The sequence below is a fragment of the Bacillus sp. HY001 genome, from assembly GCF_007558965.1.
Classification (GTDB): Bacteria; Bacillota; Bacilli; order Bacillales; family Bacillaceae_G; genus Bacillus_A; species Bacillus_A mobilis.
In genome coordinates this window covers 430,883-451,485 of the sequence record NZ_VLTE01000005.1, presented here as the reverse complement: position 1 = coordinate 451,485, position 20,603 = coordinate 430,883, and the positions used below count along the sequence as shown (strand labels likewise).

The 20,603-nt window shown below is 37.3% G+C and carries 22 protein-coding genes; 19 read left to right on the top strand and 3 right to left on the bottom strand.

Annotation, left to right across the window (positions count from 1 at the left end; genetic code table 11):
* Positions 1-5 precede the first annotated feature (5 nt).
* From yhbY to FOT98_RS05105, 5 genes are all read left to right on the top strand, one after another.
* A complete protein-coding gene (yhbY, locus tag FOT98_RS05125) occupies positions 6-299 on the top strand; it encodes a ribosome assembly RNA-binding protein YhbY (RefSeq protein WP_000955226.1) in 294 nt (97 codons plus the stop codon).
* Between the two features lie 138 nt (positions 300-437).
* Positions 438-1,007 carry a nicotinate-nucleotide adenylyltransferase gene (gene nadD, locus FOT98_RS05120; protein WP_001226041.1) on the top strand — a complete coding sequence of 190 codons (570 nt, stop codon included), beginning with the start codon at positions 438-440 and terminating at the stop codon, positions 1,005-1,007.
* A complete protein-coding gene (gene yqeK / locus FOT98_RS05115) occupies positions 997-1,566 on the top strand; it encodes a bis(5'-nucleosyl)-tetraphosphatase (symmetrical) YqeK (protein ID WP_061677275.1) in 570 nt (189 codons plus the stop codon). Before nadD ends, yqeK begins: the two co-directional genes overlap by 11 nt.
* On the top strand, positions 1,563-1,919 hold the full coding sequence (gene rsfS / locus FOT98_RS05110; RefSeq protein ID WP_000653203.1) for a ribosome silencing factor: 357 nt from the start codon (positions 1,563-1,565) through the stop codon (positions 1,917-1,919). Before yqeK ends, rsfS begins: the two co-directional genes overlap by 4 nt.
* Positions 1,916-2,665, top strand: coding sequence for a class I SAM-dependent DNA methyltransferase (locus tag FOT98_RS05105; protein ID WP_000873065.1), 750 nt, complete (start codon positions 1,916-1,918; stop codon positions 2,663-2,665). The genes rsfS and FOT98_RS05105 overlap by 4 nt, the downstream gene beginning before the upstream one ends.
* 170 nt (positions 2,666-2,835) lie before the next feature.
* Here FOT98_RS05105 and comER read toward each other — a convergent pair whose 3' ends face one another.
* Positions 2,836-3,663 carry a late competence protein ComER gene (comER, locus tag FOT98_RS05100; RefSeq protein WP_063260780.1) on the bottom strand — a complete coding sequence of 276 codons (828 nt, stop codon included), beginning with the start codon at positions 3,661-3,663 and terminating at the stop codon, positions 2,836-2,838.
* Positions 3,664-3,740: 77 nt separating this feature from the next.
* Here comER and FOT98_RS05095 point away from each other — a divergent pair, with 77 nt between their 5' ends.
* The 3 genes from FOT98_RS05095 to FOT98_RS05085 all read left to right on the top strand — a co-directional run bounded on the left by FOT98_RS05095 (position 3,741) and on the right by FOT98_RS05085 (position 7,297).
* Positions 3,741-4,340, top strand: coding sequence for a helix-hairpin-helix domain-containing protein (locus tag FOT98_RS05095; protein ID WP_063260781.1), 600 nt, complete (start codon positions 3,741-3,743; stop codon positions 4,338-4,340).
* A gap of 63 nt (positions 4,341-4,403) precedes the next feature.
* Positions 4,404-4,961, top strand: coding sequence for a ComE operon protein 2 (locus tag FOT98_RS05090; protein ID WP_061677282.1), 558 nt, complete (start codon positions 4,404-4,406; stop codon positions 4,959-4,961).
* Between the two features lie 14 nt (positions 4,962-4,975).
* On the top strand, positions 4,976-7,297 hold the full coding sequence (locus FOT98_RS05085) for a DNA internalization-related competence protein ComEC/Rec2 (RefSeq protein ID WP_063260782.1): 2,322 nt from the start codon (positions 4,976-4,978) through the stop codon (positions 7,295-7,297).
* A 28-nt stretch (positions 7,298-7,325) separates the two neighbouring features.
* On the opposite strand, the gene FOT98_RS05080 is transcribed toward FOT98_RS05085, so the two are convergent.
* Complete coding sequence (locus FOT98_RS05080) at positions 7,326-7,460, bottom strand: YqzM family protein (protein ID WP_000997609.1); 135 nt, start codon at positions 7,458-7,460, stop codon at positions 7,326-7,328.
* Between the two features lie 347 nt (positions 7,461-7,807).
* On the opposite strand from FOT98_RS05080, the gene holA reads away from it, so the two are divergent.
* Positions 7,808-8,818 carry a DNA polymerase III subunit delta gene (holA, locus tag FOT98_RS05075; protein WP_063260783.1) on the top strand — a complete coding sequence of 337 codons (1,011 nt, stop codon included), beginning with the start codon at positions 7,808-7,810 and terminating at the stop codon, positions 8,816-8,818.
* 83 nt (positions 8,819-8,901) lie between these two features.
* On the opposite strand, the gene rpsT is transcribed toward holA, so the two are convergent.
* Entirely contained in the window at positions 8,902-9,159 is a 258-nt protein-coding gene (gene rpsT / locus FOT98_RS05070) for a 30S ribosomal protein S20 (RefSeq protein ID WP_001274014.1), read from the bottom strand.
* Between the two features lie 181 nt (positions 9,160-9,340).
* On the opposite strand from rpsT, the gene gpr reads away from it, so the two are divergent.
* The 10 genes from gpr to prmA all read left to right on the top strand — a co-directional run bounded on the left by gpr (position 9,341) and on the right by prmA (position 20,527).
* Entirely contained in the window at positions 9,341-10,444 is a 1,104-nt protein-coding gene (gene gpr / locus FOT98_RS05065; protein WP_061677289.1) for a GPR endopeptidase, read from the top strand.
* The gene (locus FOT98_RS05060; RefSeq protein ID WP_063260784.1) at positions 10,444-10,806 is read left to right on the top strand and encodes a YqxA family protein; all 363 of its coding nucleotides are present in this window, start codon (positions 10,444-10,446) and stop codon (positions 10,804-10,806) included. The genes gpr and FOT98_RS05060 overlap by 1 nt, the downstream gene beginning before the upstream one ends.
* Positions 10,807-11,016: 210 nt before the next feature.
* Positions 11,017-12,840, top strand: a complete 1,824-nt coding sequence (lepA, locus tag FOT98_RS05055) for an elongation factor 4 (RefSeq protein ID WP_063260785.1) — start codon at positions 11,017-11,019, stop codon at positions 12,838-12,840.
* A 149-nt stretch (positions 12,841-12,989) separates the two neighbouring features.
* A complete protein-coding gene (locus FOT98_RS05050; RefSeq protein ID WP_001293536.1) occupies positions 12,990-13,364 on the top strand; it encodes a winged helix-turn-helix transcriptional regulator in 375 nt (124 codons plus the stop codon).
* A 51-nt stretch (positions 13,365-13,415) separates the two neighbouring features.
* Complete coding sequence (gene hemW, locus FOT98_RS05045; protein ID WP_063260786.1) at positions 13,416-14,555, top strand: radical SAM family heme chaperone HemW; 1,140 nt, start codon at positions 13,416-13,418, stop codon at positions 14,553-14,555.
* Positions 14,556-14,688: 133 nt separating this feature from the next.
* Positions 14,689-15,705, top strand: a complete 1,017-nt coding sequence (gene hrcA, locus FOT98_RS05040; protein WP_063260787.1) for a heat-inducible transcriptional repressor HrcA — start codon at positions 14,689-14,691, stop codon at positions 15,703-15,705.
* A 114-nt stretch (positions 15,706-15,819) separates the two neighbouring features.
* Complete coding sequence (grpE, locus tag FOT98_RS05035) at positions 15,820-16,386, top strand: nucleotide exchange factor GrpE (protein ID WP_061677297.1); 567 nt, start codon at positions 15,820-15,822, stop codon at positions 16,384-16,386.
* A gap of 26 nt (positions 16,387-16,412) precedes the next feature.
* Positions 16,413-18,248 (top strand): chaperone protein DnaK, encoded by a 1,836-nt coding sequence (gene dnaK / locus FOT98_RS05030; RefSeq protein ID WP_063260788.1) that lies wholly within the window; start codon positions 16,413-16,415, stop codon positions 18,246-18,248.
* A gap of 193 nt (positions 18,249-18,441) precedes the next feature.
* The gene (gene dnaJ, locus FOT98_RS05025; RefSeq protein ID WP_063260789.1) at positions 18,442-19,560 is read left to right on the top strand and encodes a chaperone protein DnaJ; all 1,119 of its coding nucleotides are present in this window, start codon (positions 18,442-18,444) and stop codon (positions 19,558-19,560) included.
* Positions 19,561-19,588: 28 nt separating this feature from the next.
* A complete protein-coding gene (gene prmA / locus FOT98_RS05020; protein ID WP_061677303.1) occupies positions 19,589-20,527 on the top strand; it encodes a 50S ribosomal protein L11 methyltransferase in 939 nt (312 codons plus the stop codon).
* Positions 20,528-20,603: the final 76 nt, after the last annotated feature.

The following is a 20,603-nucleotide window of genomic DNA, read 5'->3' as shown; positions in this document are numbered from 1 at the left end:
CATATATGTTAACAGGAAAACAAAAAAGATTTTTACGTGCACAAGCACATCATTTAACACCAATTTTTCAAGTAGGAAAAGGCGGAGTAAATGAAAATATGATTAAACAAATCGCAGATACTTTAGAAGTTCGTGAATTATTTAAAGTAAGTGTGCTACAAAACTGTGAATTCGATCGTCGTGAAGTTGCAGAAGAACTTGCACAAGGCGCACGTGCTGAAATCGTTCAAGTAATTGGAAGTACAATCGTTTTATACAAAGAATCTAGAGAAAATAAACAAATTAAACTTCCACGATAAAAAGACTAGCATACGCTATTTTTATCGTTAGTGCGTAATGATGTAGAGAGCGAAACCAATTGAACTTTTATTAACAGTGAACTCTCTTCGGATAGGAATGAAGAGAGTTGCTGTACGTAAAAGGAAGGGGCGTTTCTTTTGAGAAAAATTGGCATCATTGGCGGTACGTTTGATCCGCCACATTATGGTCATTTGCTAATTGCGAATGAAGTATATCATGCTTTGAATTTAGAAGAAGTATGGTTCTTACCGAACCAAATTCCACCGCATAAACAAGGGCGGAATATTACAAGTGTAGAAAATCGCTTGCAAATGTTAGAGCTTGCGACTGAGGCGGAAGAACATTTTTCTATTTGTTTAGAAGAGCTAAGCAGGAAGGGCCCATCTTATACGTATGACACTATGTTACAATTGACGAAGAAGTATCCGGATGTGCAGTTTCACTTTATTATTGGTGGAGATATGGTTGAGTATTTACCGAAGTGGTATAACATTGAAGCGTTACTCGATCTTGTGACGTTTGTTGGGGTTGCAAGACCTGGTTATACATTGCGTACACCTTATCCTATCACTACTGTGGAAATTCCGGAGTTTGCAGTTTCTTCATCTTTATTGCGTGAGAGATATAAAGAGAAGAGAACATGTAAATATTTACTTCCTGAAAAAGTACAGGTGTATATCGAGAGGAATGGGTTGTATGAATCGTGAGAAAGCACTTCATATTGTCAAACAACAAATGCATGAAAAACGTTATATACACACAATTGGTGTAATGGAGACAGCAATTGAACTTGCTAAGTTATACGGTGTGGATGAAAAAAAGGCTGAAGTTGCAGCTATATTCCATGATTATGCGAAGTGTAGAGCGATTTCTGAGATGGAAGAGATTATTAAAAGTGAAGATTTGCCGAAAGATTTACTTTGTTATAACAAAGAGTTATGGCATGCACCTGTTGGGGCATACTTAGTAGAAAAAGAAGTAGGCATTACGGATCCCGAAATCCTGCAAGCTATTACATATCATACAAGTGGTCATGAGAACATGACGATGTTAGATAAAGTAATTTATGTAGCTGATTACATTGAGCCTGGGCGAAAGTTTCCAGGTGTGGAGGAAGCTCGTAAACTCGCATATATGGATATAAATCAAGCTTTATTATTTGCGTTAAAGCGAACAATTCAATTTTTAATGGAAAAAAATCAAACGATTTATCCATTAACATTCCAAACATACAACGCAGTTATCAAGGAGGAAATTAGTAAATGAAAGATAAAGATTTATTAGTATTAGCAGCAAAAGCGGCTGATGATAAGAGAGCAGAAGATATGGTTGTCCTAAATATGCAAGGTATTTCACCAATTGCAGATTATTTTATTATTTGTCACGGTAACTCAGATAAGCAAGTGCAAGCAATTGCGCGTGAAATTAAATCAAAAGCACATGAGTTCCAAATCGACGTACAACGTATGGAAGGTTTTGATGAAGCGCGTTGGGTATTAGTTGATCTTGGAGATGTAGTTGCTCATGTATTCCATAAAGATGAGCGTAATCACTATAATTTAGAGCGTCTTTGGGGCGATGTGCCGCGTGAAGATATTACAGACGAGCTAGACCAATGAAATACGAACAATTTGCATTGTTGTACGACGAACTAATGAATGATGTTCCTTATGATAAATGGGTGGAATTCACAGAGGAAAGTTTACAGCAAGCGGATATGAAAGAGGCGAAGATTCTTGATGTAGCATGCGGTACTGGTAATGTAACACTTCCGCTTGTACAAAAGGGTTACGATTTAATCGGTGTCGATCTTTCAGAAGAAATGTTAACGGTCGCTCAGCAAAAACTAGGCGGAGAAGGACATTTTATTCCTTTTTATCAACAAGACATGCGAGAGCTGGATGTTCCGGGTGAGTTCGACTGTGTAACGATCTTTTGTGATTCATTAAATTATGTATTGCAAGAAGATGGAGTACAAGAAACATTTCGAAGAGTGTTTCACCATTTACGTCAAGATGGTTTGTTTTTATTTGATGTACATTCTTTATATAAAATACATCATGTATTTCAAAATGAAACATACACAGTGAATGGAGAAGAAATATCTCTTATTTGGAATTGCTTCCCTGGTGAAGAATCAAATAGTGTAGAACATGACTTAACATTCTTTGTTCAAGACCCAGAAGAAGATGTGTACCATCGTTTTGACGAATGTCACGTGCAACGTGCATATCCGGTTGAAGAGTTAACAAAATGGCTCGAAGAAGCTGGTTTTACAGTGCTTCGCGTGACCGGTGACTTTGAGCGACTTGAAGTTACAGAACAAACAGAGCGTATTTTCTTCATGGCGAAGAAAAACGGATAAAACAAAAGCAACCGAGGAGGTTGCTTTTGTTTTGTAAAGAAGATGTAATTTTCGTTCTAGCATAATAAGAAGATGATATACGTGAAGTTGAAAATGCTAGTTTAAGTAAAAATGTAATGTAAAAAAGTAAGTATTTATAAAAAGGATTTGGAATGACGATGACGTATTTATTATGTGTGTTTATTGAATTGCTGATCAACGCATTTTAAATCTTCATCAAATTTCTCGTGTGTCCGCTCGATTAATTTATGAAACATATCCCCAACATGTTCTTCTAAAACACGAATGCCTTCTCCTGTAACGCCGCCTTTAACACATACTTTTTCTTGTAAAGTAGGCAATGTGAAAATCCCTTTTTCAAGTAGTTTCCCCATTCCAACGACCATTTCACTTACTAAAGTAGTGGCTTCTTCATGTGTAATATTTGTTTTATCTACAGCAGCGTTAATGAAAGATTGTAATAAATAACTAAAGAATGCAGGGCCGCAGCTTGCTATATCAGATGAAACGCGCGTTATATCTTCTTTTATTACAAGGGGAGTAGAAATGTTTTTGAATAGGCGAAATAGTTTCTGTTGCCACTCTTCAGAGCATTTACTTCCGAATGTAAATAGTGATGCGCCAGACAGGGCACGGTTTGTAATACTCGGAATGATACGGGCAACGTGGCAAGGTACAAGTGTCTCTAATTGTGATGGAGATATTGGACTTGTGATAGAAACTAAGCACTTTTCATCAGAAAAATGTTCAGCGTATTTTTGTAAGATCGGGTATATATCTATCGGTTTTACACAAATAAAAATAAGATGTGATCGTTCAATTACCTCATCAATAGTTTTGGCTATATGAACAGAAGGGTATTTTTCCTTTATATGATATGCTTTGGCGGGCGTTCGATTAATGATTGTAAGGCACGAAGGTTTGACAACACGGGTTTCTAAAAATGCATCGATTAGTATATTCCCCATGTTTCCTGTCCCTATAATTCCTATGTTCAATGTTTCATCCCTCCTTCGTAACAGCTTTCTCCTAAACAATATGAATGATGTTATAAATTTATGATTAGAGGTGAAAAATGATGTGGGATTTTCCAAAGAAATGGTTGGGATTAGTAGCTATTATTGGAACTGTACTTTTTCTTCTGTTTTGGAAAACAAACCAGCACACAGAGCGAGCGGTCATTGCAACGGATGTGCAAGCGAAAGAGATAGAGAAAAAAAGTAAACCGAAAATATCGGATACAAAAGAGCAGAAAAAAATAATGGTAATTGATATGAAAGGGGCTGTTGTTAAAGAGGGAGTCTATGAAATGAAAGAAGGGGATCGGGTCAAGGATGCCATTGAAAAGGCAGGCGGTTTTTTGCCTGAGGCAGATAGGATGAAGGTAAATTTAGCGCAAATGGTACAAGATCAAATGATCCTTTATGTACCAAATAAAAACGAACAAGTACAAGAAGCTGCGGCTGCCTTAAAGGGAGAGGGGAAAGTTCAAATAAATGCAGCTTCTAAAGAACAACTTGAAAAAATTACAGGCATTGGTTCTCGGAAAGCAGAAAGTATTTTGAAATATCGAGAGGAACATGGTCCGTTTCAGAAAATAGAAGATTTGTTAGAGATTGATGGGATCGGTGTGAAGTCATTGGAAAAAATAAAAGATCAAATTATTATTCCGTAAAAGATTGACGAAGTTTTTCTTCATTCGCTACACTACAAGTAGACAAAAAAGTAGGTGAAAAAGATGGAACGAATTTCATGGGATCAATATTTTATGACGCAAAGCCATTTGCTATCTTTACGTAGTACATGTACAAGGCTTGCAGTAGGAGCGACAATCGTTCGTGATAAACGAATTATTGCGGGTGGATATAATGGTTCAATTAAAGGTGGCGTGCATTGCATAGATGACGGGTGCTACGTTATTGATAATCATTGCGTTCGTACAATTCACGCAGAAATGAATGCTTTATTACAATGTGCAAAGTTTGGTGTGAAAACGGAGGAAGCGGAAATTTATGTTACGCATTTCCCTTGTTTGCAATGTTGTAAGGCGATTATTCAAAGTGGTATTACGGCAGTTTATTATGCGCAGGATTATAAAAATCATCCATATGCAGTAGAGTTATTTGAAAAAGCGAATGTAAAGGTAAAACACGTTCCGCTAGAATATGATATTGCAGCATTAGAGGATCAAAAGCGTCATATCGAGTTAAAAGAACTATTTGCATCTTTAGAAAAAGAGAACTTATCGATGGAAGAATTACAGCATGTATTCACGAAAGCAAAAATGATGCTATAAGGAGTGAGTATAAGTTGCATGGACAATGGGGCTATGTTGCAATCTCATTTATAATAGGGATTGCAATTGCCTTTTCCACTTCAGTTTTATTACTGACTTGTTGTCTCGTTTTGTATGTTTTCTTTTGTTTATATCGTACTTCGCGTAAAACCTTCCTTTATTGTATGATAGCGTGTTTTAGCGGCGCTATGTACACTACGTATGTTCAAGGGCAAAACAAGCCTCTAGGAGAGTCCTACGAAGCTACAAGAGGGGTGATACACAATACACCTCTTATTAACGGGGATCGCCTATCATTTCAAGTTGAAGATCAGAATAAAAATATAGTGCAGTTAAGTTACAAAATTAAATCAGCCTCGGAAAAGAAACAACTGCGACAATTACATGCAGGAGTATCATGTGTATTCGAAGGGAAGAGGAAAGAACCACCAATAGCTCGGAATTTTCATGGTTTTAATTATCGTGATTATTTGTATAAGCAAAATATTCATTTCATATTGGAGGCTACATATATTTCTGAATGCCATAAAACATCGTTGTCACTCGTGCAATGGATTCTTCTTTTGAGGCAACAAGCGATCTCAGGAGTTACAGAAATGTTTCCAGCGCAATCAGGTGCTTTTATGAATGCGTTAGTATTTGGTGATAGACAACAAATGACATTTGAAGTTGAAGAGCAATATCAGCAATTTGGTCTTGTACATTTGCTGGCGATTTCAGGATCACATATCGTATTGTTAATGGTGATTGTGTATTTTATTTTGTTAAGAAGTGGTGTGACGAGAGAGGTAGCGACAGTATGTCTTATCTTTTGTATTCCTCTATATATGATTTTAGCAGGAGCATCACCGTCTGTTATAAGAGCTTCTATAACAGGAGTTTTCATGTTGATTGCTTTCATATGTTCTATTCGTTTATCTAGCTTAGATGCTTTAAGTATCACGGCTATATGCATGCTTATATTTGATCCGTATCTTGTTTTTAATATTGGCTTTCAGTTTTCTTTCGTTGGTAGTTTTGCTTTGCTTTTATCAGCCCCGCTTTTACTAGAAAGTAGTAATGGAGTGATCCGAAATTCCATTTATATTTCTCTTATTTCACAACTCGTTAGTACTCCGATTTTGTTATATCACTTCGGTTATTTTTCCCCATATAGTATTTTTCTTAATATCCTATACGTTCCGTTTTTATCTCTCATTGTATTGCCGTGTAGTATTATTATTTTGGTATGCATACCGATCGTCCCATTTCTTGCGAAAGGACTTGCGAATGTACTATCAATAGGTTTGAATCTTTCTAATGATTTTCTAATTTATTGTGAAAATTTACCGTTTATTCGCTTTGTTTTCGGGCAAACACCGTTACTTCTTGTAGCTCTATATTGCGCAAGTATTGTTAGTGTATTGATGGTCTGGGAAAGGCGAGTGTCGAAGAAAATTACGTTCATAGCTTCGGGTATATTTCTTTTTGTTTGTACATGTCAGTATGTATATCCGTATTTTCGAGAAAGTGGGAGTGTGACATTTCTTGATGTTGGACAGGGAGACGCAATATTAATTCGCCTCCCATATGACAAAGAGATTTATCTTATTGATACTGGTGGAACAATTCGTGTAAATAAGGAAGAATGGCAACGGAAAAAGCATGAATTTTCTGTCGGAAATGATATTTTAATCCCTTATTTACAAAAGGAAGGTATTAAAACAATCGATAAATTAATCGTAACGCATGGAGATGCGGATCATATAGGTGCTGCGCAAGAGCTATTATCAAATATAACTGTAAAAGAAGTTGTATTTGGGCGAAAAGAACAAGAGGCGGTATTAGAAAAAGTGTTAAAGAAACAGGCGTTAGAAAAGGGAGCGAAAATAAGTGAAATGGGGGAAGGAGAGAGTTGGAGTGTAAATGAAGCGGAATTTTTTGTGTTAGCTCCAACAGAAAAAGCAAGAAGTGAAAATAACGCTTCAATTGTAATATGGGCAAAATTAGGAGGGATAACGTGGCTGTTTACAGGTGATTTAGAAGAAGAAGGAGAGCGGTTTTTAGTAGATACGTATCCAGAGCTACAGGCCAATGTTTTAAAGGTTGCTCATCATGGGAGTAACACGTCATCTATAGCGCCGTTTTTGAGCGCTGTAAAGCCTGATGTAGCGATTATTTCTGTCGGTGAGCGTAATAGGTATGGGCATCCTCATAAGGAAGTTATAGAGCGTTTTGAGAAGATGGGGATTGAAATATGGCGTACGGATAAGCAAGGCGCTATTTCCTATGTTTTTAAAGGGGAACACGGAACCTTTCGTAGCAAAATCACATATGATGAAACACATAATAGATAAAAAGAAGACTGCCAGTAAGCAGCAGTCTTTAAGAACCGATAAATTTAATAACAGTTGCAATGATGAAAAGTGTTGCGAAAAAACCAAATGAGACGATAAATCCTACCCCTGAATCAATAGCGTCATTGCGTTTACTTTGAACGTTTTGTTCAAAATCATTCATTTAGAATCCCTCCCCAACATTCCACTTTAGTATAAAATATTGTCAGAAAAAAATCTACAATTTCCAGTGTGAAGAGAAATTGAGCGTTCTTACTACTTTTAGATCATGAAGGAACGTGAATTTTTTGTTTCCAAGCATGTTAACAGTTGGCACTTATACTCGAATTTTTATTGTGAATAATAAAGGGAAGGTGATTACCGCACACCAATAAGAAACCCGGGACTTATTGCGTGGCGTTTAATATAAATAAAGGGACGGGTTATACAGCCTGTTCCTTTGTACTTGTAAAACGAAAGCTAGGGCATTAGTATAAATATATATTGCCAAGTTAGGGAGTAGGAAAAAGTATGAGTGATGTACATAAAAAGATTAAAAAAAAGCAGTTTGCTCCGTTGTATTTAGTGTATGGAACGGAAGCGTTTTTTATAAATGAAACGATAAAGCTTATTACAACAGAAGCGCTTGAAGAGGAAGATCGCGAGTTTAATGTTGTGACATACGATTTAGAAGAAGCATATTTAGAAGATGTGGTTGAGGATGCACGTACACTTCCTTTTTTCGGAGAACGTAAAGTGCTATTAATAAAATCACCACTATTTTTAACTTCACAAAAAGAAAAGTTAGAGCAAAATATAAAAATTTTGGAAGAATATATTGGGGAGCCGTCTCCATTTTCTATTCTTGTTTTTGTTGCGCCTTATGAAAAACTTGATGAACGAAAAAAAATTACAAAATTATTAAAGAAAACAGCGGACGTAGTAGAAGCGAATGCGATGCAAGTGCAGGATGTTCAGAAGTGGATTGTGGCTCGTGCAGATGAAGTGCACGTGCATATTGATAATGCAGCTGTTAGTTTGTTGTTAGAGCTTGTGGGAAGTAATGTAACGATGTTGGCGAAGGAAATGGACAAGTTAACGTTATACGTCGGTATGGGCGGAGAGATTAGCCCGAAACTTGTTGCGGAACTTGTGCCAAAATCAGTTGAGCAAAATGTGTTTGCTTTGACAGAAAAAGTGGTAAAAAAAGATATCGCGGGTGCGATGCAAATATTGGATGGATTATTTACGCAGCAAGAGGAACCCATTAAACTGCTTGCATTATTAGTAAGTCAATTCCGCTTGTTGCATCAAGTGAAAGAGTTACAGCAGCGTGGTTATGCACAAAATCAAATTGCGTCTCATATTGGTGTGCATCCATATCGTGTAAAATTAGCGATGAATCAAACGAAGTTTTTCTCTTTTGAAGAATTAAAAAAAGTGATTATAGAATTAGCGGAAGCTGATTATAGTATGAAAACTGGAAAAATGGATAAGAAACTTGTGCTTGAGTTTTTCTTAATGCGGTTAAATCATATGTAATGAAACAAAAAAGTTCACGTGCTTAGCGCGTGAACTTTTTTGTATATAAAAAAACGATCCAAATGGATCGTTTTTTAAACGCCTTACGCGTTTACTTGTTTCGCTAAGCGAGATTTTTGACGAGCTGCAGCGTTTTGGTGGATAAGACCTTTACGAGCTGCTTTGTCAAGTTTTTTAGAAGCAGTTTTGAAAGCTTCTTTAGCATTTTCAAGATCGTTATTAGTAACTAAAGCTTCTACAGTTTTAACAGCAGAACGCATGTCAGACTTGATAGAAGCGTTATGTGAACGACGCTCTTCGCTAAGTTTAGCGCGTTTGATAGCAGATTTGATGTTTGCCATACTTTTCACCTCCCTGGTGCAATCGAATGACTCGATTCTTAACATAGAACAAGTGATATTCTATCAAACGGTGAAGAGAATTGCAATAGTATATCAATGAAATTTCACGTAAAGGAAAGAATGACCTTATATAACTTTGGGAAATCTAACGATATTTACTATGAATTACGGAGGAGATACGATGAAAGAACCATTAGATTTAAGTAAATATAGTGTTAGAACTGACCTTGCTGTAGAGGCACATCAAATGTTGCAAGAGCGCCAAGAAGAGCAAAATGGGATACAAGGAGTTATTGTAAAAGAGAGGGAAGAAGAAGGTATTACCATTACGAAAGTAACGATTGATGAAGTTGCCTCTGAATCAATGGGTAAAAAACCTGGAAATTATTTAACACTTGAAGTACAAGGTATACGTCAACAAGATACAGAGCTGCAACAAAAAGTAGAGCGCATTTTTGCAAAAGAATTTTCTTATTTCTTAGAAGATGTTGGTGTTACGAAAGAAGCGAGTTGTTTAATTGTTGGTCTGGGGAATTGGAATGTAACGCCAGATGCGCTTGGACCGATAGTTGTAGAAAATGTATTGGTAACGAGACACTTGTTTCAATTGCAGCCTGAAAGTGTAGAAGAGGGGTTTAGACCTGTTAGCGCAATTCGGCCGGGGGTAATGGGAATTACAGGGATTGAAACGAGCGATGTTATTTATGGAATCATTGAGAAGACAAAGCCAGACTTTGTCATTGCAATTGATGCATTAGCTGCTCGTTCTATTGAACGAGTAAATAGCACGATACAAATTTCTGATACGGGAATTCATCCTGGATCGGGTGTTGGGAATAAGCGTAAGGAACTTAGTAAAGAAACATTGGGTATTCCTGTTATTGCGATTGGTGTCCCGACTGTGGTAGATGCCGTTTCGATTACAAGCGATACAATTGATTTTATTTTGAAACATTTTGGACGGGAGATGAAGGAAGGAAACAAACCTTCCCGATCTTTGTTACCAGCTGGCTTTACATTTGGAGAAAAGAAAAAGTTAACAGAAGAAGATATGCCGGATGAAAAGAGTCGGAATATGTTTTTAGGTGCTGTAGGTACACTGGAAGATGAAGAGAAGAGAAAATTAATTTATGAAGTGTTATCTCCTCTTGGTCATAATTTAATGGTGACTCCGAAAGAAGTGGATGCTTTCATAGAGGATATGGCAAATGTAATAGCGAGTGGTTTAAATGCAGCCTTGCATCATCAAATTGACCAAGATAATACAGGAGCATATACGCATTGATGGGAAGAGACGATAATCATGTAAGCCGCTTTTCGCTTTTATGTATATGTAGTGCGGCCATATGTTTACTCATGATAATAGCAGGGGTGGCACTTGCTAATCATGGTTTGAAAAGTATGAAAGGTTATCAGCAAATGTCGTATGAACAAATCGCTCATATGACAGGAACAGAGGGGGCGGGTGCAGAATCAGAAATTTTGGAAAGTTCGTTTTCCGTTACTGAAAAACAAAAACAATTAGAAAGCTTAAAGAGTTTTAATGTTGTAGAAGGAATTGGTATGGCAATAGCAAGTGCTACTTATGAAGTAACAAAGTTTGGAACGGATATAGTTATTGGGAAAGTGAAAGAGATTTTTAGTTAAGGGTAGCAAGAAGAACGGTTGTCTTACCATTTTGTACGACAGCCGTTTTTTAATTTGAAAAAGGTTTGTCTCTTATGGTTTGTTCGCATAAGATATAGATAGAATGATTTGTATTGTAAGCAGCACGAGTTTTCATTGAATCTTTGCTGCTCTATTGATATAATCAGTGCTAGTGTATATTGGCGAGACTATTAGGAGTTGAGAACATAGATGAACAAAGAAGAAAGAGCAAAAAGACAGTCCAAAATTCGTAATTTCTCTATCATTGCTCATATTGACCACGGAAAATCAACGTTAGCAGACCGTATTTTAGAGAAAACAAACGCGTTAACACAACGTGAAATGAAAGCTCAATTGCTTGACTCTATGGATTTAGAGCGTGAGCGTGGTATTACAATTAAATTAAACGCAGTACAGTTAACGTATAAAGCAAAAGACGGTGAAGAATATATTCTTCACTTAATTGATACACCAGGACACGTCGACTTTACGTACGAAGTATCTCGTAGTTTAGCGGCTTGTGAAGGTGCAATTCTTGTAGTGGATGCAGCGCAAGGTATTGAGGCGCAAACGTTAGCGAACGTATACTTAGCGCTTGATAACAATTTAGAAATTTTACCGGTTATTAATAAAATCGACTTACCAAGTGCAGATCCAGAACGTGTGCGTCAAGAGGTAGAAGATGTAATCGGTTTAGATGCATCAGAAGCGGTACTTGCTTCAGCGAAAGCTGGTATTGGTATTGAAGATATTTTAGAACAAATCGTTGAAAAAGTACCAGCACCAACAGGTGATTCAGAAGAGCCGTTACAATGTATGATCTTTGACTCTTTATATGATCCGTACCGCGGTGTAATTGCTTATATCCGTGTTGTAAATGGAACGGTAAAAGTTGGCGATAAAGTACGTATGATGGCAACTGGTAAAGAATTTGAAGTAACAGAAGTAGGTGTATTTACACCGAAGACTACGCAACGTGATGAGTTAACTGTAGGTGATGTAGGTTTCTTAGCGGCATCGATTAAAAATGTTGGTGACACACGCGTTGGTGATACGATTACACATGCGAAACGTCCAGCTGCAGAGCCGTTAGCAGGTTATCGTAAATTAAATCCAATGGTATTCTGTGGTTTATATCCAATCGATTCTGCACGTTACAACGACTTACGTGATGCGTTAGAAAAATTAGAGTTAAACGATTCTGCACTTGAGTTTGAACCAGAAACATCTCAAGCACTAGGATTTGGTTTCCGTTGTGGATTCTTAGGACTTCTTCACATGGAAATCATTCAAGAGCGTATTGAACGTGAATTTAAAATTGACTTAATTACAACAGCGCCAAGCGTTATTTATAAAGTGTATTTAACAAACGGTGAAGATGTAATTGTTGATAATCCATCTAATATGCCAGATCCACAGTCTATCGATCGCGTAGAAGAGCCGTTTGTGAAGGCTTCAATTATGGTGCCGAATGACTATGTTGGAGCTGTAATGGAAATTTGCCAAGGTAAACGTGGAACGTTTATTGATATGCAATATTTAGATGAAACACGTGTTACATTAACGTATGAAATCCCATTATCAGAAATCGTATATGATTTCTTCGATCAATTGAAATCAAATACAAAAGGGTATGCATCATTTGATTACGAGTTAATTGGTTATAAACCATCTAAACTTGTGAAAATGGATATTCTTTTAAATAATGAACAAGTGGATGCTTTATCATTTATCGTACACCGTGATTCAGCGTATGACCGTGGTAAAGTAATCGTAGAGAAATTAAAAGAATTAATTCCGAGACAACAGTTCGAAGTGCCAATTCAGGCGACTATCGGAAACAAAGTTGTAGCACGTTCTACAATTAAGGCGATGCGTAAAAACGTACTTGCAAAATGTTACGGTGGTGACATTTCTCGTAAGCGTAAACTTCTTGATAAGCAAAAAGAAGGTAAAAAACGTATGAAGTCTGTTGGTTCTGTAGAAGTACCGCAAGAAGCATTCATGGCTGTACTGAAAATGGATGACAATTAATAATTGATTGTTATTTCATGCGAATTGATATAAAAAAGAAGTCGTCTATACGGCTTCTTTTTTATATCATTACTTTTTAGACAACGTAGCTTCTCTCATTTACAATAGTGAGAGAGCTTTTTAGTTCATATAGAGTTAGGAGTTTGTTAATGTCCGAAAATATTCGAAAAGATATTCACGAGAAAATACAAAATGGTAATTTTAATTGTGAAAAGGAATTGACGCTTTCTATTATTAGTGGGAAGTGGAAAGTTGTGATACTGTGGCATCTTGGTGTGGAAGGGCCTCATCGTTTTAGTGAATTACAACGATTATTCCCAAGCATCTCTCATAAAGTTTTGTCAAATCAATTAAAAGAGTTAATGGAAGATGGGATTGTTGACAGAACAGTATACCCAGAAATTCCTCCGCGAGTGGAGTATTATATGACGGAATTAGGCATGTCGCTTTTACCAATCGTTGAAATGATGTATGATTGGGGAAAAATGCGAATGGAGCAAATTCGTAATACGTTAGAGAAGTAAAGAAGCCTCCCGAGCGCGGAGGCTTTCTTTTTAGAAAGGTAGGAGTTATATTTGGTGCAAGCTGCATATATTCATATTCCGTTTTGTCAGCATATTTGTCACTATTGTGATTTTAATAAAGTATTTATTGAACGCCAACCGGTCGATCAATATTTAGAGTATTTAGAGAAGGAAATAATAAATACAGTTCAAAAGGTACCATTTGATAGTATGAAAACGATTTTTGTTGGTGGAGGAACTCCGACAGCGTTAAATATGGAGCAGACAAAAAAGTTACTCGATATTATAAACCGTCGCTTACGTCCATTTGCTCCGAATTGTGAATTAACATTTGAAGCGAATCCAGGTGATTTACCGAAAGAGAAGTTACATGTATTGCTAGAAGGTGGAGTGAACCGCATTAGTTTTGGTGTGCAAACATTTCGAGATGAATTGCTTGAGAAAATTGGGCGCAAGCATACGAGGGAAGATGCGTTTGTAGCAATTAGAGAAGCGCAGGAAGTAGGCTTCAAAAATATAAATGTGGATATTATTTATGCTCTGCCAGGGCAGACGATAGAAGATGTGAAAGAAACGTTAGATATTGCTTTTACGCTCGGTGTACAACATTTCTCGGCCTACTCATTAATTGTGGAACCGAAAACTGTGTTTTATAACTTAATGAATAAAGGGAAACTAAGACTTCCAGGTGAAGACCATGAAGCAAAAATGTACGAAATGGTAATGGATGAAATGGAGAAACATGGCTATACTCAGTATGAAATTAGCAATTTCTCAAAAGGTGATAATGAAAGTAGACATAATCTCACATACTGGAATAATGAAGAGTATTATGGGTTTGGAGCTGGAGCGCATAGTTATGTAAATGGAGAACGTATCCAAAATGTAGGGCCGCTCAAGCAATATTTCAATAAAATTGATGAAACTGGATTTCCGTATTTAGATGTTCACGCGGTGACGGAGAAAGAAAGAATGGAAGAAGAGTTGTTCTTAGGGCTTCGAAAAACAAAAGGTGTATCTAAAATAGGGTTTCAAAAGAAATTTAATATGGAAATGGATAAAGTTTTCGCGAAGCAGTTACAAAGCAACGAAGAACAAGGGTTGCTTGAAGAGAGCAATGGATATGTTCGTTTAACGCGAAAAGGAAAATTATTAGGGAATGAAGTATTCCAATCATTTTTGATTGACTAATTAAATGTTCCATTAACGTGAAAAAGTTTCATTATTTCGTGACGTTTCCGTTGACAATTGAATGTCAATTTTGGTAAGTTATTAATAGATTTAGCACTCGAAGACAAAGAGTGCTAACAGAGGTGATGATGAGATGCTTACGGAACGTCAGCTCTTAATTTTACAAACAATTATTGATGACTTTATTGGATCAGCGCAACCTGTTGGATCGAGGACGTTGGCTAAGAAAGATGAAATTACGTTTAGTTCAGCTACTATTCGAAATGAAATGGCTGATTTAGAGGAACTAGGATTTATTGAAAAAACGCATAGTTCTTCAGGACGTGTTCCTTCTGAAAAAGGATATCGTTTTTATGTAGACCATCTTTTAGCGCCGCAAAACTTACCGACCGATGAAATTGTACAAATTAAAGATTTATTTGCTGAAAGAATTTTTGAAGCGGAAAAGATTGCACAGCAATCGGCTCAAATTTTATCAGAGCTTACGAATTATACGGCCATTGTTCTTGGACCGAAGTTAAGCACAAATAAACTTAAAAACGTACAAATTGTACCGCTTGATCGTCAAACTGCAGTCGCTATTATTGTAACGGATACAGGGCATGTACAAAGCAAAACGATTACCGTTCCGGAATCTGTTGATTTATCAGATTTAGAAAAAATGGTTAATATTTTAAATGAAAAGCTGTCGGGCGTACCAATGTCGGAACTCCATAACAAAATCTTTAAAGAGATTGTTACAGTTTTACGTGGGTATGTTCATAATTACGATAGTGCAATAAAAATGTTAGATGGTACATTTCAAGTTCCTTTATCGGAAAAGATATACTTTGGAGGCAAAGCAAATATGCTTTCGCAACCAGAGTTCCATGACATTCACAAAGTAAGATCCTTACTGACGATGATTGATAATGAAGCCGAGTTTTATGACATCTTGCGTCATAAACAAGTAGGTATTCAAGTGAAAATAGGTAGGGAAAACTCTGCGACAGCCATGGAAGATTGTAGTTTAATTTCTGCAACATATTCGATTGGAGAAGAGCAACTTGGAACAATTGCTATTTTAGGTCCGACAAGAATGCAATACTCTCGGGTAATTAGTTTGTTACAGTTATTTACGAGACAATTTACTGATGGACTTAAAAAGTAAATGAGAGTAATACATTCGCTCAAGTAATGAAATTTTCATTGCTGTGTGTAATATATAATGCTTAGGTAATTGTGCTTAGCATAATACCTAATACCTTTTAAGGAGGTGAATATTGTGGAAGAGCGTAACGAACAAGTGGTAGAAGAAGTAAAAGAAGCGCAAGTTGAAGAAGCTGTCACGACAGAAAACAGTGAAAAAACTGTAGAAGAAAAAAGTGAGGCTGCTCTTTTACAAGAAAAAGTAGATGAGTTACAAGCGAAACTAACGGAAACGGAAGGTCGCACATTACGTCTACAAGCTGATTTTGAAAATTATAAGCGTCGTGTCCAAATGGATAAACAGGCTGCTGAAAAATATAGAGCACAAAGTCTAGTTTCAGACATTTTGCCAGCTCTTGATAATTTTGAAAGAGCGATGCAAGTGGAAGCAACTGATGAGCAAACGAAATCCTTGTTACAAGGTATGGAAATGGTGCATCGTCAATTGTTAGAAGCGTTGACTAAAGAAGGCGTTGAAGTGGTTGAATCTGTTGGTAAACAGTTCGATCCTAATGAACACCAAGCTATTATGCAAGTGGAAGATAGTGAATTTGAATCAAACGCGGTAGTTGAAGAATTCCAAAAAGGTTATAAACTAAAAGACCGTGTGATTCGCCCATCAATGGTAAAAGTAAATCAATAATTTACATAAAAGTAGGAGGATTCGCCATGAGTAAAATTATCGGTATTGACTTAGGTACAACAAACTCTTGTGTAGCTGTTATGGAAGGTGGAGAACCAAAGGTTATCCCAAATCCAGAAGGAAACCGTACAACACCATCTGTTGTAGCTTTCAAAAATGAAGAGCGTCAAGTTGGGGAAGTTGCAAAGCGTCAAGCAATTACAAACCCAAATACAATCATGTCTGTTAAACGTCATATGGGTACAGACTACAAAGTAGAAGTTGAAGGTAAAGATTATACACCTCAAGAAATTTCTGCAATCATTTTACAAAACCTAAAAGCTTCTGCTGAAGCATACTTAGGTGAAACAGTTACGAAAGCTGTTATTACAGTACCTGCATACTTCAACGATGCAGAACGTCAAGCAACAAAAGATGCTGGTCGTATCGCTGGTTTAGAAGTTGAGCGTATCATTAACGAACCAACAGCAGCAGCACTTGCTTACGGTTTAGAAAAACAAGATGAAGAGCAAAAAATCTTAGTATATGACTTAGGTGGCGGTACATTTGACGTATCTATCCTTGAGTTAGCAGACGGAACATTCGAAGTTATTTCAACTGCTGGTGACAACCGTCTTGGTGGAGATGACTTTGACCAAGTTGTTATTGACCACTTAGTAGCTGAGTTCAAAAAAGAAAATAACATTGATTTAAGCCAAGATAAAATGGCGCTTCAACGTTTGAAAGATGCAGCTGAAAAGGCGAAAAAAGATCTTTCTGGCGTAACACAAACACAAATTTCATTACCGTTCATTAGTGCTGGAGCTGCTGGTCCATTACACTTAGAATTAACGTTAACAAGAGCGAAATTCGAAGAGCTTTCAGCGGGTCTTGTTGAAAGAACGTTAGAGCCAACTCGTCGTGCATTAAAAGACGCTGGTTTTGCTCCAAGTGAATTAGATAAAGTTATCCTTGTTGGTGGATCTACTCGTATCCCAGCTGTACAAGAAGCTATTAAACGTGAAACTGGTAAAGAACCATATAAAGGTGTAAACCCTGATGAAGTTGTAGCATTAGGTGCTGCAGTTCAAGGTGGCGTACTTACTGGTGATGTAGAAGGCGTACTATTATTAGACGTAACTCCACTTTCTTTAGGTATTGAAACTATGGGTGGTGTGTTCACGAAATTAATCGAGCGTAACACTACAATTCCAACAAGTAAGTCACAAGTATTCTCAACAGCTGCTGATAACCAACCGGCAGTAGACATTCACGTATTACAAGGTGAGCGTCCAATGTCAGCTGACAACAAAACATTAGGTCGTTTCCAATTAACAGACCTTCCGCCAGCACCACGTGGTATTCCACAAATCGAAGTAACATTCGATATTGATGCGAACGGTATTGTTAACGTACGTGCAAAAGACTTAGGAACAAGTAAAGAGCAAGCTATTACAATCCAATCTTCTTCAGGTCTTTCTGATGAAGAAGTAGATCGTATGGTACAAGAAGCAGAAGCAAATGCTGACGCTGACCAAAAACGTAAGGAAGAAGTTGAACTTCGTAACGAAGCGGACCAACTTGTATTCCAAACGGATAAAGTTGTAAAAGATTTAGAAGGTAAAGTGGATGCAGCTGAAGTTGCAAAAGCAACAGAAGCGAAAGAAGCACTACAAGCTGCGATCGAGAAGAACGAGCTTGAGGACATCCGTGCGAAAAAAGACGCTTTACAAGAAATCGTACAACAATTAAGTGTTAAATTATACGAACAAGCTCAAGCAGCTGCAGGGCAAGCAGAAGGTGCACAAGGAGCACAAGATGCTGGCGCGAAGAAAGACAATGTAGTAGACGCTGAGTTTGAAGAAGTAAAAGAAGATAAGTAATATAAATAAGTAAGATGACAAAAAGTCAAAGTCAAGCGTGCCTTGGCTTTGGCTTTTTTCATGAATGAGAAGAAAAGTGTGAGGTTCTTAAGTTTTTTACTTTGCATACTGTAAGTGAGGAAACTTTGTTGCAAAGCACTTTCTTTCGGTGTTAAAATTACGTTTATGTGAAAGATTCGGGGGTTGTAAATTTATGAGTAAACGAGATTATTATGAGGTCCTTGGACTTAGCCAGGGTGCTTCAAAAGATGAAATAAAAAAAGCGTATCGTCGTTTGGCTAAAAAATACCATCCAGACGTAAGTAAAGAAGAAAATGCAATTGAAAAGTTTAAAGAAGTACAAGAAGCATATGAAGTATTAAGCGACGATCAAAAGCGCGCGCAATATGATCAATTTGGTCATGCTGGTGCAAATCAAGGTTTCGGTGGCTTTGGCGGCGGAGGAGACTTCGGCGGTGGCTTCGGTTTTGAAGATATCTTTAGTTCGTTCTTTGGCGGCGGTGGTGGCGGTAGACGTCGTGATCCAAATGCTCCGCGTCAAGGTGCTGACTTACAATATCAAGTTACTTTAGAGTTTGAAGAAGCTATTTTTGGTAAAGAATTAAATGTCGAGATTCCAGTTGAAGATCCATGTGATACTTGTAAAGGTAGCGGAGCGAAACCAGGAACTTCAAAAGAAACATGTAAACATTGTTCAGGTTCAGGGCAAGTAAGTGTAGAACAAAATACACCATTTGGTCGTATCGTAAACCGTCAAGCTTGTAGTCACTGTTCAGGAACTGGTCAAATGATTAAAGAAAAATGTACGACATGCCACGGTTCTGGTAAAGTGCGTAAACGTAAAAAAATCAACGTTAAAATTCCAGCGGGTATCGATAATGGTCAACAAATTCGTGTATCCGGAAAAGGTGAAGCGGGCGTAAATGGCGGACCAGCAGGGGATTTATATGTAGTTGTTCATGTGAGAAATCATGAATTCTTTGAGCGTGAAGGAGATCACATTATTTGCGAAATGCCATTAACATTTGCGCAAATGGCACTTGGTGCTGAAGTGGAAGTTCCTACTGTTCATGGGAAAGTGAAGCTGAAAATTCCAGCAGGAACACAAACAGGAACAGAATTCCGCTTAAAAGGAAAAGGTGCTCCGAACGTACGTGGATACGGTCAAGGAGATCAATATGTAGTTGTTCGTGTTGTTGTACCGACGAAATTAACTTCACATCAAAAAGATTTATTACGTGAATTTGCGGGACAAGAAGAGCAGGATGATAGTTTGTTTGGAAAGCTTAAACGTGCTATCAAAGGGGAATAATGGAAATAAAAAATGGAGTTGGTAAATTGTGAAATGGTCAGAAGTTAGTATTCATACAACAGAAGAAGCAGTAGAAGCTGTCTCTCATATTTTACATGAAGCTGGTGCTAGTGGAGTTGCGATTGAGGATCCAGCGGAGTTGACGAAAGAGCGCGAGCAACAATATGGTGAAATTTATGCATTGAACCCAGATGAATATCCGGCGGAAGGTGTATTAATAAAAGCATATTTCCCACAAACGGATTCTTTACAGGAAACGATTGCGGGTGTAAAATCATCTATTGATATGCTTCCATCTTACGACATCGAAATTGGTACTGGAAATATTACCGTTAACGAAGTCAATGAAGAAGATTGGGCTACTGCTTGGAAAAAGTATTACCATCCAGTACAAATTTCTGATACATTCACAATTGTGCCGACGTGGGAAGAATATACACCATCTTCTCCGGAAGAAAAAATTATTGAATTAGATCCAGGTATGGCGTTTGGAACGGGAACTCATCCGACAACAACGATGTGTATTCGTGCTTTAGAAAAAACAGTTCAGCCAGGTGATACGATCATTGATGTAGGAACAGGTTCTGGTGTACTTAGTATTGCAGCAGCAAAATTAGGTGCGTCTTCTGTTCAAGCGTATGATTTAGATCCGGTTGCAGTGGAAAGTGCAGAAATGAATGTACGTTTAAATAAAACAGATGATATCGTGTCTGTTGGGCAAAATAGTCTTTTAGAAGGCATTGAAGGTCCTGTTGATTTAATCGTAGCTAACTTATTAGCAGAAATTATTCTATTATTCCCTGAAGATGCAGCGAGAGTTGTGAAGTCGGGCGGATTATTTATTACATCGGGCATCATTGCTGCGAAGGAAAAAGTAATTTCTGAAGCGCTAGAAAAAGCCGGATTTACAATTGAAGAAGTGTTACGAATGGAAGATTGGGTAGCAATTATTGCACGAAATGCGTAATATAGATTTTAGTCTATAATGAAAAGGGGAGTCTCTCACTATAAAGTGAGGGACTTGCCGTTTGTTATATGAAAAA

Excerpts from the sequence above, each read along its gene's own strand:
- yhbY (WP_000955226.1), top strand. The coding sequence starts at position 6 with ATGTTAACAGGAAAACAAAAAAGATTTTTACGTGCACAAGCACATCAT.
- yqeK (WP_061677275.1), top strand. The coding sequence starts at position 997 with ATGAATCGTGAGAAAGCACTTCATATTGTCAAACAACAAATGCATGAA.
- rsfS (WP_000653203.1), top strand. The coding sequence starts at position 1,563 with ATGAAAGATAAAGATTTATTAGTATTAGCAGCAAAAGCGGCTGATGAT.
- FOT98_RS05105 (WP_000873065.1), top strand. The coding sequence starts at position 1,916 with ATGAAATACGAACAATTTGCATTGTTGTACGACGAACTAATGAATGAT.
- FOT98_RS05095 (WP_063260781.1), top strand. The coding sequence starts at position 3,741 with ATGATGTGGGATTTTCCAAAGAAATGGTTGGGATTAGTAGCTATTATT.
- FOT98_RS05090 (WP_061677282.1), top strand. The coding sequence starts at position 4,404 with ATGGAACGAATTTCATGGGATCAATATTTTATGACGCAAAGCCATTTG.
- FOT98_RS05080 (WP_000997609.1), bottom strand. The coding sequence starts at position 7,460 with ATGAATGATTTTGAACAAAACGTTCAAAGTAAACGCAATGACGCTATT.
- holA (WP_063260783.1), top strand. The coding sequence starts at position 7,808 with ATGAGTGATGTACATAAAAAGATTAAAAAAAAGCAGTTTGCTCCGTTG.
- rpsT (WP_001274014.1), bottom strand. The coding sequence starts at position 9,159 with ATGGCAAACATCAAATCTGCTATCAAACGCGCTAAACTTAGCGAAGAG.
- gpr (WP_061677289.1), top strand. The coding sequence starts at position 9,341 with ATGAAAGAACCATTAGATTTAAGTAAATATAGTGTTAGAACTGACCTT.
- FOT98_RS05060 (WP_063260784.1), top strand. The coding sequence starts at position 10,444 with ATGGGAAGAGACGATAATCATGTAAGCCGCTTTTCGCTTTTATGTATA.
- lepA (WP_063260785.1), top strand. The coding sequence starts at position 11,017 with ATGAACAAAGAAGAAAGAGCAAAAAGACAGTCCAAAATTCGTAATTTC.
- FOT98_RS05050 (WP_001293536.1), top strand. The coding sequence starts at position 12,990 with ATGTCCGAAAATATTCGAAAAGATATTCACGAGAAAATACAAAATGGT.
- hrcA (WP_063260787.1), top strand. The coding sequence starts at position 14,689 with ATGCTTACGGAACGTCAGCTCTTAATTTTACAAACAATTATTGATGAC.
- dnaK (WP_063260788.1), top strand. The coding sequence starts at position 16,413 with ATGAGTAAAATTATCGGTATTGACTTAGGTACAACAAACTCTTGTGTA.
- dnaJ (WP_063260789.1), top strand. The coding sequence starts at position 18,442 with ATGAGTAAACGAGATTATTATGAGGTCCTTGGACTTAGCCAGGGTGCT.